This window comes from Parendozoicomonas callyspongiae, from assembly GCF_023502345.1.
Classification (GTDB): domain Bacteria; phylum Pseudomonadota; class Gammaproteobacteria; order Pseudomonadales; family Endozoicomonadaceae; genus Sansalvadorimonas; species Sansalvadorimonas callyspongiae.
The window spans coordinates 241,581-256,344 of the sequence record NZ_JAMFLX010000002.1 but is presented as its reverse complement, the minus strand read 5'-3'; the positions used below and the strand labels follow the sequence as shown (position 1 = coordinate 256,344).

Sequence of the window (14,764 nt, the reverse complement as noted above, 5' to 3'; positions counted from 1 at the left end):
CATGACTGTAAACAGCGGTTGGTATGCCCGGTTAAGGGCAAATCCAAAAAACTTTGGATACTCACAGGTGATGCGTCTTCTGGACGGTAATCGAAATATTAGAATTCAAATCAAAGCACAAAAAATAGGTTATAACGGCCAGTGGGATCTTTTTGATGTCTATGATAATAATCTAAGAGATATAGTTCTTATTACCAACAGATGTTCACTGATAGGAACCGGCAGCATTTTGCCACACTACATTAATGATGCGTCCAAGCATGCTTATTATGATCTCGATGATTACTCCCTGGACAGCTTCTTCCAAATATTTAATGAACGATATCTAAGGCTTGATTACCGTGTTGAAATTTGTAGATATCTCCCCCTCTATTTTGAAAGAATATGGTTAAGTAATACAAAACCACCCAAGCATTTCCTTGATTTTTCCGGACTATTAACAAATACATCACACTGGATGCTTTCGTATTCTTTGCGTTGCCAGATAAAAACCAGAGCGCTCGAAGGTGTTGCGAGTCATCTCTCCAAGTTGATAAACCATCCTATCACAGTCGAACAGCAGGATCTGTCAAGATGGCCAATAACACTTGAACGAATATGGCATCTTAACAATAAATTCAAACTTGGAAAAAACATAATGATTGGTAGTTTTTCCTGGATTAAGGGGCAAATAATAAGAGTCATTATTCACGTGAGTTCTGCTGACGAATGGATCGAAATCAGTAAAACAACACTACTCCATACTCGAATAGAATTTCTTTCCCGAGCCCTACTTCCACATCGATATATAAACTACTATGTAGAATTATTGCAGACATCAACTGAACCTCCTAAGCTTTCTTGTCAGCAAAAAGGATATAGACTTTCATACTTTAATAGTGACACTACCAGAGCCCCCAGGGGCTACGTACGTATAGCCCTCCAAACAACAAGCAAAGACAGCTAACAAGGTGTGTAGTGTGTAATCTACAGGTCATTTTCTTAGCGATTTTTTAGTATTCACCCACAAAAAATGAGCAAACACGACAAGTCATATTGCCAGCGAGAAAGAGGTGCATCTTGATACGAATCGATCCAGTTGCCTGGTTAGAAGGAGCCTACGTTTCCCCACAACACTTTCAACAGCAGGAGAGATACTATGAAAACTACATCTCTCGCTTCTTCTACCTACAACACCCTGGGGAATTTGGGTTTAGTGAACTTGTTATTGCAAAGGAGCTACTACGGATAGGTAAGTTTGCAATTCGACAGGCAGAAGGGATTTTCTCAGATATGACACCCTTTGTGCTTAATCAGCAGCTCGTTATTGATATTCCAGAGGATTATAAAGACAGTTATGTATATCTTGTTATACCTTTAAGTAGGCAAGGGGATCAGGAAATTGGTTCTTCCGAATCAGACGCTGGAAGGTATCGTTACCATCTTTATCAAGAAGAGCTGATAGACAATACCAATATACATAATCCATCAGTAAATGTTCATATTGCCCGCCCCCATATCAGCCTTATGCATGAGGGAAAAGATCTAAGTCTGTTTGCCTATCTTCCAGTTGCAAAAGTTAAGAACGTCGACAGTAATTGTAATGTAATATTGGATCACCAGTTTATCCCACCCATTTTGAATATCCACCTGAGTGAGTATATTGATCTATGGATGCAGAATTATCTTGCAAGATTAACACAACAAATAGATATTCTTCGAAGGCGGTTAACAGAAGGCTCAAATTATAAAAGCCCACACACGCAATATAAAGACCAACTTTGGCTTATATCTATTGCCCAATGGGAGACTATTTTAGTAACTTTAGTTGAATCGAGGCAGGTTAACCCTCGTATGCTCTATATCACACTCAGATCACTGGCAGGCACACTCGCTGGTTTAACACTAACCAGTCCTCCCCCCCCGAAAGAACTGAATCCCTATAAATTAAATAATATCTTTCAGCCCCTTTTTGAGTATCTGTCAGAGTCTATGCAAGATGCAGGAGCAGAATGGATAGAAGAATTGACGATAATTAAAGAAAACCTATCAACAACAGGGCTTCTTGAATATCAACTTCCCCGCATGCATGATAATGATCGTTTGATCATTGCCGTTCAGGAAGCAAGACTATTGAATTTGGATAGTGATGCAAGTAAATACATTACTATTGGGCCTGTTTCTTTAATACATCAACTTGTTCTCAATGCTGAACCAGGTGTACCGTTAAAAAGGCCTGCGACACCGCCACTAGAGCTTAACCTGACCGGCCAGATTTTCTTTGAACCTCTTAAAAGTTCCTCTTTATTCAAACAGATTATAAACCAAGAAGAAAACCTTGCAGTGCATCTTGATGAAAAACTGGAAAACACTGTTCTTAGAATATTCTTGATCAGGCATCAGTAGTTATGACAGGCAATCTGAATCCTCCTTTACTAACCGAACGGTATAACATTCAAGATAATATTGGTTTCAAGGAGCTTCTTCTTTTTGACAGCAGCGACAGTCTGGTCAATAAAGCATCATCAGTTTTAGCTTTAATCGCATTTTTAGGGCGAGTAAAATCATTAGAAAATCATTGTAACATCTACTCTCATCTCATTGAGCAAATTGAAAGCATTCGCTTGTCAGGTTCAGATTCCCCTGATTATGAGGGTGTTTGTCTATGGTTAGCCGCAACAGCAGATGAGATGCTGGCCTTATCACTTGGCCCTGAATCTTTGAATAGAAAATCATTTTGCAGTGAACTATTTAAACGTAGGGATGCTGGTGTATATTGCTACGTTTTACTGGATAAATGGCTTGTTCGCCATGAAATGTATTTATCCCACCTTCAAATTGCTTACCTTTGCATGAAAGTTGGTTTTAAAGGGCAGTACCGTAGAATAAATCAGGAATTCTGTATTGAACTACAAATCAAAGCCCATACAATTCTTTCTGAAAACAGCTGTTTTCAAACGATTAAGCCATCCTCACCGCGCATTAAAAAAAACGAAAAAAGAACAAACAGAATTTCTCTTAAAAGAGCAATATCAATATCATTACTCTTAATAATTTGCAGTACAACAGGTTCGGTAATATTATCAAAATCCGAACAAGAATCGTATATCAAACATTTAACCAAAATTCGTACAGAAAACAAAACCTCTCTTCATCTTCCTTCCTCTCATTCTCGGAAAGAAATTCGCGATGCGTTCTATCAATGACCAAAACAAAACAAACTTAATTATACTTTGCTTATTCTGTATCAGTATAATTTTACTTGCTTTTGGAATCACTGCCTCATCACTTGATTTCTACTGGGGTCGCTATCTAATTCTTACGGCAGTTGTTTGCACTCTTGTTTTGTCTGGGGTCTACACGGTCATATTATTTATACGTCACAACAAGAAACCCATGCATTTCCAGTTAATTCGTGATTATTTCTGGTTACTACGCTATCGCGCATCAACTTTGTATATTGGTAATATTCTGACAGCTCCTTGGTTCTATCTTTCAAGTTTTAGTGATACAGAATCAACTAAATCGGCCTTGGAAGCTATAGGTATGAGTTTGTTCCCGGCAAAAAATTCAGAAGTCTATGAACACTTGGAAATATGGGTTAGTCCAAAATGTGTGGTTTTGATCACAGGATCAGGATGTACTGATACAGAGCGATGCTCACAAGTTATGAAACTTGTTTTGTTACATGTACGGCGCCTGAGAAGGCAACAACCACTTAATGGGATTCTTGTACATGTAACACCTCACTTCCTTCTTCACCACCCACCATATTCAGAGGATATTATCAAGCATTTTGAGATGGTTTGTGAATTTTGCAGGCAAGTATTACCACTTGTGCTGTTTTTGTCCGAGCTTGATACTTTGGTTGGATTCTCAACCTTCAGCCGTTTTTTCCATAAAGATGAACTCAGTCAATCTTGGGGCGCGTGGCGTGAAGATGAAGCGTCTGACCCGGTTCTTTGGTTTGAGCTTTCCTGGAAAAAACATTCGAACGAAGTATATCAGACTAACTGCGAAGTTAGTGGTGGAAATAACAGAAGTATTGCTTTTATCTTTGAGTTCATTCTACTTGGCCATCAACTTAAAGTGCTGTTCGAACACATTTGTACTCATAATGAAAAGAAATGGATGAGCCCCAGAGGTTACTTCCTTCTCGGAAGTCTTGGTAGTCACGTCGAGGACTTTTTATCAGCTTTCTGTCAAAAGCATTATGGAATTTCAGAAAGTAGAAATTCAATTCAAGAGCCATCACCGGAACGATGTTTCAATTCAGCTGTCGATTCTTCAATCCTTATTCCAATGTCGCATTATGCTGGTTTCAATTTCAGGGCATCCCTATTGAGTAAAGCAATACATAGAGCGGGTTTTCTTATTTGGATCTGTGCCGCTTCAGGTGTCTCATATTGGGCTTATAAAAATCAGAAGTACTCTTCAGAATTTTCTTTAAGGTCTTTAGATGCAATAAACAATTATATCGTAGGAGTTACGACATTAACCAATGAAGAACGTGAACAATTTACACCGGTTCTTGAAAATCTTAAGCTCCTGAGGCAAAGAGTAGTCGAAGGAAGAGTGATACCTCAATGGATGTTAATTACAAACTGGGCCACAATGCGCATAAGACATAATACAGAGGCTTATTATCATGACCAGCTGAAACGTCTTGTTATGCCATATAATGAAAAATCTCTTAGGCTAAGATTGGCTAGCGGGTTAAAACATCATGATCCACAGATAACATTCGAGAACTTGCACTTATACAAAATGATCTTTGTTTCTGAAGGCTTACATAAAAATGAGTTAACATCCGTTTTGATGTCATCTTTAAGTACTGAATATAATCTGTCGAAGTATTTTACTGAGTTATTATCTCAAATGCAGCAGGATCTTTTTTCAAATAATGACTATCCATCAGTTTTACCACATAACCAATATCTTGCCCTTGCCCGCAATAGATTACAGGGTCTTTCTGACGAGCAGCTCATATTTCACCGGCTAAAAGCTGATCCTCAGTTTTCTCGACAAGTACCGGTAACTGATTTTACCGGGGCGAACTTTGATCATGTTTTTTCCTTTCGAAATAATCAGTCAGGAGGTGGAACTTATATTCCCGTGTTGTTTACTAATAATACGTGGCTTCTAGACATTTTTTCTGAGAATTCTAGCAAGATTACAGAGAGCCTTAATGACATAAATTTAATACAGGGCGGTAAACTGGTAACCAGTCCCAGTAGACTTAGCCGAACTGTTAATGAATTAGGGAAGCAATATGTAATCGAATATATTAGTCATTGGCATAGTTTTATCGATAGCATTCAGATCAAGAGTCTTGATACTGTTGAGGAACAGATGAATGCAATAAGGTTTCTTTCCAGATGGCATACATCACCAATCATAGCAATACTTGAAAGCCTTACAAGAAATACAAGGTATGTTCAAAATGAGGATAATGAAAGCAATAAATTTACTTTTCAACTTTCAAAAATCACAGAAAAATTTGAACCATATCATAAAATAATCAGTGGTGATCAGTCCCAAGTATATTCATCTGAATTTCAGGATATCTTCGGAAAACTATATAGAAAGCTCGAAGCGCAACATCTAGCTAATAACTCACTCGAAGCATTCAACCAACTAAAGGAGATTGGTGAGGGTACCCACCCACTTAATGCTCTAAGCATACTCGCTAAAAAAATGCCCGATGTTATAAATCGGTGGTTAAATGAGCTTATATACCAGATCATTGAAAGCCAGGTCACGGAATCACGCGATTATATTCAGAACTTGTGGCTATCAGAAATAGTTGAACCATTTCAACAAAGCATGGCAGGAAAATTTCCATTTTCTCCACTGGATGCATCTGATGGAGAAGCTTCGGCGAAGGATTTTATTGATTTTTTTCAACCTGGTGGAAGAGCTGATCGATTTATAACCATGAATCTTACACCACTATTACGGAATGGTGTCGACAAACCCATTTTAAGGGATGTGACATTTGTTATTAATCGTAGGGTAGTCAGGCAGATAGAACAAATTCATAAAATCAGGGAAGCATTTTTTGAGAATGATGGTTCGCTGAGAAACCATTACAATATGAGAGTTCGTAGCATCAGCCCTAATGCTTCTCACTTTTTTATTGAGGACAATAGTAACATAATCACTTACAACCACGGACCTAGCTTATGGCAGCCTTTTGATATTTCATATATTAATGACAATTATGTAAAACTTTCTCTATACGATAACCAAAAGATTATTACCCAAAAAATTTACCGGGGGGAATGGGCCTGGCTAAAAGTATTTGAAAACAGCAGCTCTAGTGCTCATCCTGGCCGCAATTCTTTAAATGTAACTTTACTAAATGAGGGACAACCAGTTGCACTGGAAATCAGAAACTCAGAACCACATATAAATGCACCATTACCTGACCCGAAGTTTTTAATGACTTTTCAGATTGATGAAGATCTTGTACCACAGTTTCATAAACGGACTAAAGTGACAGCAACGACTGAACTTTAGAGCCTGTGCGTAAAACACCACATCATTCACGCAAATGATAAGACAAGCATACGCCTGAAACTGTATACTCGTTAACGCAGTTTTCTTCTTGATAATAGGACTGATATATGAATAACCAATAGCCAGACTACTGCAACGGCTCCGGTATCAGTTTCACAAACTGCTCTTGTTGAGCATGATTGCAACTTAAGCGGTCAAATTCCGGTGTCTACAGAACCCTGAAAACGTAGACTATGTCAGCAATTCCCGCCAAATACACGCCAAAAGCCTTATAATGCATGCCGTTTCCCCATATAACGATTGTGACTAATGCCTATTTTTAATAGAGTGTGGGCTCTTGGTACCTGTAACATCCATAAACAATAACTATTTTAATGCTAGAAATTAGAAATACTCAGAAGGCAGACTGTTGAGATGACCCAGCACAAAGTTGAAGATCTGAATATTGCATCACAATCGGTGCTGATTACTCCTCATGACCTGAAACAGGAAATGCCTCTTTCCGATAATGCCCGGCTGCATATGGAACAAAGCCGCAGCGTGATTCGCAATATTCTTGATGGTAAAGACCACCGTCTGTTTGTTGTTGTCGGCCCCTGCTCCATCCATGATCTGGAAGCCGCCCACGACTATGCGAAAAAACTGAAGGCTCTGTCAGAAGAACTGAATGATACTCTTTACCTTGTTATGCGGGTCTACTTTGAGAAGCCGCGTACCACAACCGGTTGGAAAGGCCTGATTAATGACCCGGATATGAACGACTCCTTCCATCTGGATAAGGGTCTTCATACCGCCAGAAAACTGCTGCTGGATCTTGTCGAAGAAGGGTTGCCAACAGCAACAGAAGCTCTGGACCCCATCACTCCCCAGTACCTGCAGGATCTGATTACCTGGTCAGCTATTGGCGCCAGAACCACTGAGTCACAGACTCACAGGGAGATGGCCAGTGGTCTCTCCTCCCCTGTCGGTTTTAAAAATGGAACTGACGGTGGTTTAACCGTTGCTATTAATGCTTTACAGTCCGTATCCAGCCCACACCGTTTCCTGGGTATTAACCATGAAGGCCAGGTTGCAGTTACCCATACCCGAGGCAATGCCCATGGTCATGTGGTTCTGCGAGGAGGCAGCGGCAAGCCTAACTATGACTCCGTCAGTGTGGCTGTTTGCGAAAAAGAGCTTGAGAAAGCGAATATCAAACCCAACCTGATGATTGACTGCAGCCATGCCAACTCCAATAAAGATCCGGTCCTGCAGTCGCTGGTGATGGAAAATGTCACCAACCAGATTATTGAAGGAAATAACTCGATTATCGGTCTGATGATTGAGAGTAATCTGGGCTGGGGCAATCAGCCCATACCTGAAGATCTCAGTGAGCTGAAATATGGTGTCTCTGTTACCGATGCCTGTATTGACTGGAAAACCACCGAGACAGGCTTACGTCAGATGGCTGATAAATTACGCGAGGTTCTTCCTAACCGGGTCAGAGCGTAATTTCTGATTTATTGTTCTTCAGGCAGGTGAAAGCCTGCCCTTCTATATATCAAGTCCAAGCTGACAGATAGGCAGTTCATACTGACGAGGTTCCTGATCAGGAAGCCGCCCTTTGCGATGACCAGGCATGTTGCTGATCCGCTGATCAAGAATGGCTTTGCAGATATGGCAGGTTTCGGACAGATGAGCGTTACTCAAGACCTCAAAGTCCACACCTTTTTGAATCATATTCGTGCAGAGGGTTCTTTCGCCAAGATTTTCAATATCGTAGTTAGCCTCGACTATATGACGCGGGCCAGACATTCCTCGTGTCACAAAGTAGTCTGACAGGATACTTTGCTTATAACGCTTCATGTTCGACCAAGAAAGCAACAGTTAAGAAGGCGGAGTAGACTACAGCAATTCTCCGTCCGTTTCTATTGCGCATAAACCCTGATAATTGATGGAGCATTGACTATTCCCTGTCGCCTATTCTGATTTATATCACCCCATACAAGACAAACAATCACAAAAACACTCAAATTTAATTGAACATTTAGTTTATTTTATTGCTGATTGAATGATTGGTATTGAATTTTGTTAATCAGCCAGACTTTCTTTCCTGTCGGGGTTTGCACCATCACTTCATCATCAACCTGTTTACCCAGCAAAGCCCGAGCCATCGGAGAATCAACGGTAATATGACCTTTTCTGGTATCAATTTCATCAGTTCCTACGATCCGACACTGAAGAATCTCCCCCTCATCATTCTCCAGTTCCACCCAGGCACCAAAAAAAGCTTTTCCTTCCTGCTCTGGCGAGTACTCAACTACTTTTAAGGCTTCAAGGCGTTTACGCAGAAAACGTACCCTGCGATCAATCGACCTTAACTCTCTTTTACCTTCCTTATATTCAGCATTTTCGGATCGATCTCCCAGTGCAGCAGCTTCCGATACAGCCTGAGTTACCTCGGGGCGTTTCACTCGCCACAGGTAATCAAGCTCTTCTAACAACGCATCTTTACCGCTTTGGGTAATAAATTGTAGTTTCATGAATGAGGGGTTTACCATGGGATTTCCCGATACTAACTACTTTACCACAGCCATGTTATAAATACTTTCACTCAAGTCAGCAAAATTAACCCGCTAACCCTATTGTTCCTCAAACCGTTTCAACGATTGAAAAAATAAAGGGTCTAAGCAATCAGTATTCACCGATACGATCATGATTCATGCAATATCAAAGCATTCAAGCCGAACCAGCCATTTCAAAAAATAGTGCCGTGGCTGACCAAGCGCCTTTTGAAGACCCAAAGAAAGATATGTTTCCCTGGGCTGCATCTCTGCGCCCGCAAACTTGTGGTACTAAACCGAAAGATCGTACTCTTGATTCCCGGGTTATATATGCTGTATCAGACTTCAACATGCGAAAAAAAAATTCTCTCTGCGTTGTTGGCTCCAGAGTTTTGCAAAGAATTATTGCCACCAGATATTTAAAAAGTAAATCAATTGAAGATGGCCGAGATTATTACCATACAACTGATATTGATGTTTGGATGAGGTATCCCGGCCAGTTGGATCAACTTATTGCACACTTGGAACAATCCCTTCCTCATATAGTATCTGGGTATTCTATAACATCCCATCAACAAACATTATTCGTTGCTGGCCTTCAGTATGCATCTGTTGCAATAAAGTCTGAATGTGAAACTTCCAGAAAACCAAAAGAGTTGCTAAGTAAAGTTGATATTACAGCACCCCTACATAATGATTGTATTGTCTGGGATAAATTCAACAGTTGTATTCTTGAAGCAGAACGCCTGCCTATGGCAGATTTTGATGCTAACAACTACGCACAAATAGACTCCCTCAGTGACCTAAACTATCTCAAAGCGCAAAGGCTTGCCCTTGAATCTTTGCAAACTACTCTTCATGAAAAAGATGAAGCAACACGCAAGAAGCTGATTGAAGTCACACTTCCTTTTCTTGTTTATATGGAAGTAACAAGATATTTATCGGATTGCAATGAGCCAGATTCATTTACTGTCGAACTTCTCAAATTATATTGTGACTACATACCTGAGAAAGCACATGAACTGGGAAGAATCCTTTCAGTCCAATTTCAAGATCAATGGCAAAGGCTTAAAACGATCCATCCTGGCCTGATAGCAGATCCAGCTCCGGAAGTTAATACAAGCCCCGCAGAAAAACGAACAGATGAAAAAACTCCCCAGAGTTATGCTGCAGTTGCATCCAGCCCTTCAAAAACACCGGATACTCCCGGTATGCAACTTTATCAGCATTCGCCTTGCGCCAAAAAAACTCGCAAATCTCCCTTCCAGCCTACCACTGCGTCCACAACTGAGTCTACCCGAAAAAAGGGCAGCACAAAAAAAAAGGAAAAGAAGAGGAAGTCCGTTCATCCTGCTCAGGCTGAAACAGATTTCTTTTATTCCGATCCATCAACAATCCCCCAAAAACAACTGCAAACAATTATCCAACGGCTATTGCAGGAAACAAAAATTGAGAGTCGAATATCCATTCTGGAAGAAAATGGGTTAGATGTTGATATTTTATTAAGTAGCAATGACACCGATTTAGCAGAGGATTTTCAGATTATTGCCACTCTGATCACTCAACCTGCTGAACAGCTATCCAATCCAGCTTATTTACAGAAAACAGATGAATATCCTAGTCAAATCGATCCTTTAACGAGCCTCTCTCCAGAGGTCATTCAAGACTTTGAGGATCAAACAGAAACAGAAAGCCCCCAAGCTTCCAAACCGAAAAAGTTAACCTGTTACGATTCTCTTAGGAGGACACTGGAAGGAACTCCTTCTATAAAACACAAAAAATGGAACCCGGGAGAGTTTGAACTTACAAGGCAATTGCTTTCTTTTCAGCAGCATGCCCCCCCCCTCTCCCCCAAACCAGCGGACAGCCTGGAACAAAAAGCCAGCAATTTCAGGAGTATTATCTCCCCACTGATACTCGAACAAACTGAAGTCAGAAATTCACGGGAAAGATACCCTGTCATAATACTTTCTGAACTAGCTAAATTAAGGACTGATACTCTACATAAATTACAGTTTGCTGATCTCAATAATATCCCTTACGCCAATTATCTACAGGGCATTTTAACACTTAAGGGTTCAAAAACAGCAGCCGCTTACCATGCTCTGTTTCATGCCGCTAAGGCTGGCGTCACCGGTGCGGCTTTGGAGCTCTTGCGGAAATCACTGACAAATAATAATTTTCCGATTCCAACAAGCGCTATTATGAGGCTGCTGAAATCCTGTCTGGAACGGCCAAAACCACGCCAACTTCCGCTACGATTTCAATATAAACCAATACGTGCTCCTTACGATGTGGCAGACTTGGTGATTGCGGCCATTGAAAAGGAAATTGTATCCCCCATATCCAGACAGGCGTGGCAGAAAATTGGGGACAGACTGAAAACAGCCGGATGTACTGAGCTATCCATACCTGATGATATTGAAAAATGCCTTTTGGTGGCTACCTGCTCTTATAGCTTTGCAGAAAATTCTTCGCTTGTTTCAAGCTGCCAGAAAAGCATCCCAAAACAGGCAACAACGCAATCGAATCTTATTCGAAATTTTGACTGGTTTATTCAACGCCTGCCAATTCAAACAGATCAGGCATCGAAAATCAGTGGGCAAGAAGAAGCAACGTGCCAGCATCTGATGAAAGACAAGTTTAAGCTACCTGCATCAATTACAGACTGGCCTCAGGCCGTTTTTCTGGTTAATCTGCTGACCGGAAATGATTCCGTTCTGGAAAAATCTATCGAAAGTCTGGATAACAAATTTTTCTGGTATGACTGGCTCCCTTATTGCCTTTCCGAAAATCATGATTTTGATTGGCTCAAAAGCATGCCTGAGCTGCGAAGCCACTGGAAACAAACACAACGAATAAGGAAAATCTGCGAAAAAGAGCAACCGGTTGTGGTAGATTGTCCACCAAATGACTTTCAACCTGTTCAGCCATTTCCAGCCCGCTCTTGGGTTTCTGATGCAGATGAGCAGTTTTCTTCAAAAATTCGTAAATTCGCTTCAGCCTATGCCACTCTTGACGAGCAGATTTTAAGCCTGCCGACCAAAAAACCAAGCTCTTCTCGAGAACTCAATCCTTCTGATTCTGATCCGCTTCAACCAATGGTTTTCAATGGATCCCAACTCACAGTACAAGCACTGAAGGCTCTTGGTGCGTCACCCAATAAATCAGCAAAAAACCAGATTGATATTCCATTGTTTTCCGAAGATCAGCGAACGCAAGCTATGAAGCTGTTAGCTCAGGCAGTGACAGAGTACGGTAATCCTTATGCCTGTTGGATTTACGCACGCCTGCTGCGCCCGGAGCTCAAGAATTACCTGGCTTTGCCAGAAGTTGAGGAGCAGTGGTATAACGATTACCTTTCCCTGTTGGTATTTGCAACATCAATGGGCGTTGCTGGAGCGAGCGATGATCTCTTTGCCGAACTCCTTGAAGGTCGAGCCGATGCCCTCCTCGAGACGGTAATCGAAAAATTCATAGCACGCTACAGTATGAGCAGGGTGTTTTCAGTTAAATTCAATTTTCCACCTCTGACTCGCAACCATTCACACCAGCGTGTTTGCTCCTATACAGCAAATGAGAGCGATTCAAATTGGGCTGATTGGATAGCACAGATTAAGAGTTGCTACCCTATGCAAAGCTCTGATATACAGAAAACTGGTCAGCCGAAAGTTGACACATTGCACCACAACAGGCTTGAATGGATCGATTTGATTCTTGGCATTTTTCTGGATATTCAGAATAGCTCTGTGAATGCAAGCAGTTTGGTAGACATGAATTTTAGGCAGGCAGCGATACCGCTGCAAATAGCTATCAAGTGCGCAGTCGAAAAGATCACAATCAAAAATAAATCAGCGCTTTTACAGAGACTGAATATTTTCCTTTCCCATGATCTCAAGTTACTTATTTCTGACATGCATAAGGATGAGCAAATACATACTGATCAGCTAAATGATCTTCAACTTGAAAAAATAATTCGTTATCTTTGTTGGCAGCCACTCTCACCCTACATGAATAGAATCTGGGACCCCATTAAAGACAAGATTCATCCGTCAAAAAAAGCAGCATCGGACAATGCCCGACAGCTGATAATGTTTTGTGACTACACCACTCTTTGTGACACCGCTAAACAAATTCCCGATCCTGCACAAGGACATATCAGGTCGATCTGGAAATGGCTGGTTCTTTATCAACAGCTGCGCCAAGGAACCTGTGAGCAAGCGGTTCTGGCATTACCTGACCTTACGCAACAGGCCAGTGATATAAGCAGAATGGATGACTTGCTGTGGCAGCATATTACAGGAAGAGCTGTTGAAGACCCGGATTATCAGTCTCTTTATGAAACTCTAAAAAATGCTCTGCTTGATACTGAAAATGAACATGGTCATAAAAGCGTGTTTCTGACAATAGCATCTACAAGCGCGGAAAAGCTTATTGGATTGGTAAGCCAACATGCCAGAAAAACGGTTGATCCTTATTTTCCCCTTCTTGCTGGTTTGGGGCTGGAGGCTAAAGACGATCCCCGTACTTTCCAAATAACCACGCTAGTTGCAGGCTATCAGTTTTTCTATTCCTGCCTGCTCGGAAGTGATAGTGCTGCCAGGCATCTTGGAAGGCTGGCTTTCAAATATTACAATTCTCCTGTTTCAATAGAAAGAGTTCTGAATTGTTACCTGCTTCAAGCCGTACGGAAACGCAGGCATCGTATTGATTTTATTTGCGAAAGTAGTGCAACGTGCTCCTCTGGAGCGGAAAGGATATTGGATGCGTTGGACCAGGTATGCCTCCAGGCAGAAAAAGGTGGCGAATCCTCCCAGAGGACAGCTTTAGACATCATCGATCAATTGATTCCGTTATTGAAACAAATCAGGTTCGATAGCAAGCACAGTGACTTGCGGTCTCAACTCTCACTCATGCTCAGTCACTGCTATAAATTTTCAGGTGTTTGCAAATTGCGATCACTTTTTGATACAAGTGATGCCGAACATTGTTCTTACAGCACTCTTCATCAATGGAAAATGCATATAACCTCATTCGTAAACGAAGGTCAAATTGCGAAAGAAACGGTTAAGTCTGTATTAAACGGCATAAATAAAATGTTAAAAAAGTTCGGAGAGGAAGGCCAGATATCCGCGCGGGTCTCGCCGTTTGTGACTGTTTATGGACCTGAAAATGAGAAGGAGGAGAAGCAATGCACTGCCTGGAAAGTGCGAGAGGGTTATCTGTTTGATATTCCTGTTATGCTGGGGCAAAAAGAATGGCACGATTGGAGCAAAGCACTAAATGAATCACAAAGCTGTAGCATATTAGGTGATATTAAAACATTTGACCACTCTCCCGTAAACATAGAAACCAAAAGGCTTCATTTTAATCAAATGTCCATACAACTTTCTATTTTCGATGCTTTGCTAACCAGCGATGTTCTACAGATTCCCTCTTTTGAGTCACATCTGGAGACTACTCAGCAGCAGGCTTACGATCAGTATCGTATAGAAAAACAATATCTGGAGCTGAAAAACAGTTCTGAAACACAACCGGAAGATTGCGCAACAGCAATCCCCCCTTCTGCCTCAAAGAAAAAACGAAAGAAAAAGCACCCTAAAAAGAAAGAGCCTGTAGCCGAAATAACCGAAACTGTGGGGGGCCCACTCAACCCCGACGGTAAGGTCACGACTCCTACAGACAAGACGGACTAAGACCAAGAATTTTAAGGCAACCAG

8 protein-coding genes are annotated in these 14,764 nt (G+C 41.2%); 6 read left to right on the top strand and 2 right to left on the bottom strand.

The annotated features are described in order from the left end of the window. Nucleotide 1: 1 nt before the first annotated feature. From M3P05_RS02550 to M3P05_RS02530, 5 genes are all read left to right on the top strand, one after another. Complete coding sequence (locus M3P05_RS02550) at nucleotides 2–946, top strand: type VI secretion system baseplate subunit TssG (RefSeq protein WP_249697660.1); 945 nt, start codon at nucleotides 2–4, stop codon at nucleotides 944–946. Between the two features lie 113 nt (nucleotides 947–1,059). Continuing rightward, nucleotides 1,060–2,385 (top strand): type VI secretion system baseplate subunit TssK, encoded by a 1,326-nt coding sequence (gene tssK / locus M3P05_RS02545; protein WP_249697659.1) that lies wholly within the window; start codon nucleotides 1,060–1,062, stop codon nucleotides 2,383–2,385. Nucleotides 2,386–2,387: 2 nt separating this feature from the next. Continuing rightward, nucleotides 2,388–3,185 carry a DotU family type IV/VI secretion system protein gene (locus M3P05_RS02540; RefSeq protein ID WP_249697658.1) on the top strand — a complete coding sequence of 266 codons (798 nt, stop codon included), beginning with the start codon at nucleotides 2,388–2,390 and terminating at the stop codon, nucleotides 3,183–3,185. After that, nucleotides 3,169–6,501, top strand: a complete 3,333-nt coding sequence (locus M3P05_RS02535) for an ImcF-related family protein (protein WP_249697657.1) — start codon at nucleotides 3,169–3,171, stop codon at nucleotides 6,499–6,501. Before M3P05_RS02540 ends, M3P05_RS02535 begins: the two co-directional genes overlap by 17 nt. 414 nt (nucleotides 6,502–6,915) lie before the next feature. Then, nucleotides 6,916–7,992 carry a 3-deoxy-7-phosphoheptulonate synthase gene (locus tag M3P05_RS02530; RefSeq protein ID WP_249697656.1) on the top strand — a complete coding sequence of 359 codons (1,077 nt, stop codon included), beginning with the start codon at nucleotides 6,916–6,918 and terminating at the stop codon, nucleotides 7,990–7,992. 42 nt (nucleotides 7,993–8,034) lie between these two features. Here the strand turns inward: M3P05_RS02530 and M3P05_RS02525 are convergent, their stop codons facing one another. Next, entirely contained in the window at nucleotides 8,035–8,295 is a 261-nt protein-coding gene (locus M3P05_RS02525) for a hypothetical protein (protein WP_249697655.1), read from the bottom strand. 242 nt (nucleotides 8,296–8,537) lie between these two features. Beyond that, entirely contained in the window at nucleotides 8,538–9,023 is a 486-nt protein-coding gene (greB, locus tag M3P05_RS02520; RefSeq protein WP_249697654.1) for a transcription elongation factor GreB, read from the bottom strand. 179 nt (nucleotides 9,024–9,202) lie between these two features. Here greB and M3P05_RS02515 point away from each other — a divergent pair, with 179 nt between their 5' ends. Beyond that, on the top strand, nucleotides 9,203–14,740 hold the full coding sequence (locus M3P05_RS02515; protein ID WP_249697653.1) for a hypothetical protein: 5,538 nt from the start codon (nucleotides 9,203–9,205) through the stop codon (nucleotides 14,738–14,740). Nucleotides 14,741–14,764: the final 24 nt, after the last annotated feature.

Excerpts from the sequence above, each read along its gene's own strand:
- M3P05_RS02550 (WP_249697660.1), top strand. The coding sequence starts at position 2 with ATGACTGTAAACAGCGGTTGGTATGCCCGGTTAAGGGCAAATCCAAAA.
- M3P05_RS02540 (WP_249697658.1), top strand. The coding sequence starts at position 2,388 with ATGACAGGCAATCTGAATCCTCCTTTACTAACCGAACGGTATAACATT.
- M3P05_RS02535 (WP_249697657.1), top strand. The coding sequence starts at position 3,169 with ATGCGTTCTATCAATGACCAAAACAAAACAAACTTAATTATACTTTGC.
- M3P05_RS02530 (WP_249697656.1), top strand. The coding sequence starts at position 6,916 with ATGACCCAGCACAAAGTTGAAGATCTGAATATTGCATCACAATCGGTG.
- M3P05_RS02525 (WP_249697655.1), bottom strand. The coding sequence starts at position 8,295 with ATGTCTGGCCCGCGTCATATAGTCGAGGCTAACTACGATATTGAAAAT.
- greB (WP_249697654.1), bottom strand. The coding sequence starts at position 9,023 with ATGAAACTACAATTTATTACCCAAAGCGGTAAAGATGCGTTGTTAGAA.
- M3P05_RS02515 (WP_249697653.1), top strand. The coding sequence starts at position 9,203 with ATGCAATATCAAAGCATTCAAGCCGAACCAGCCATTTCAAAAAATAGT.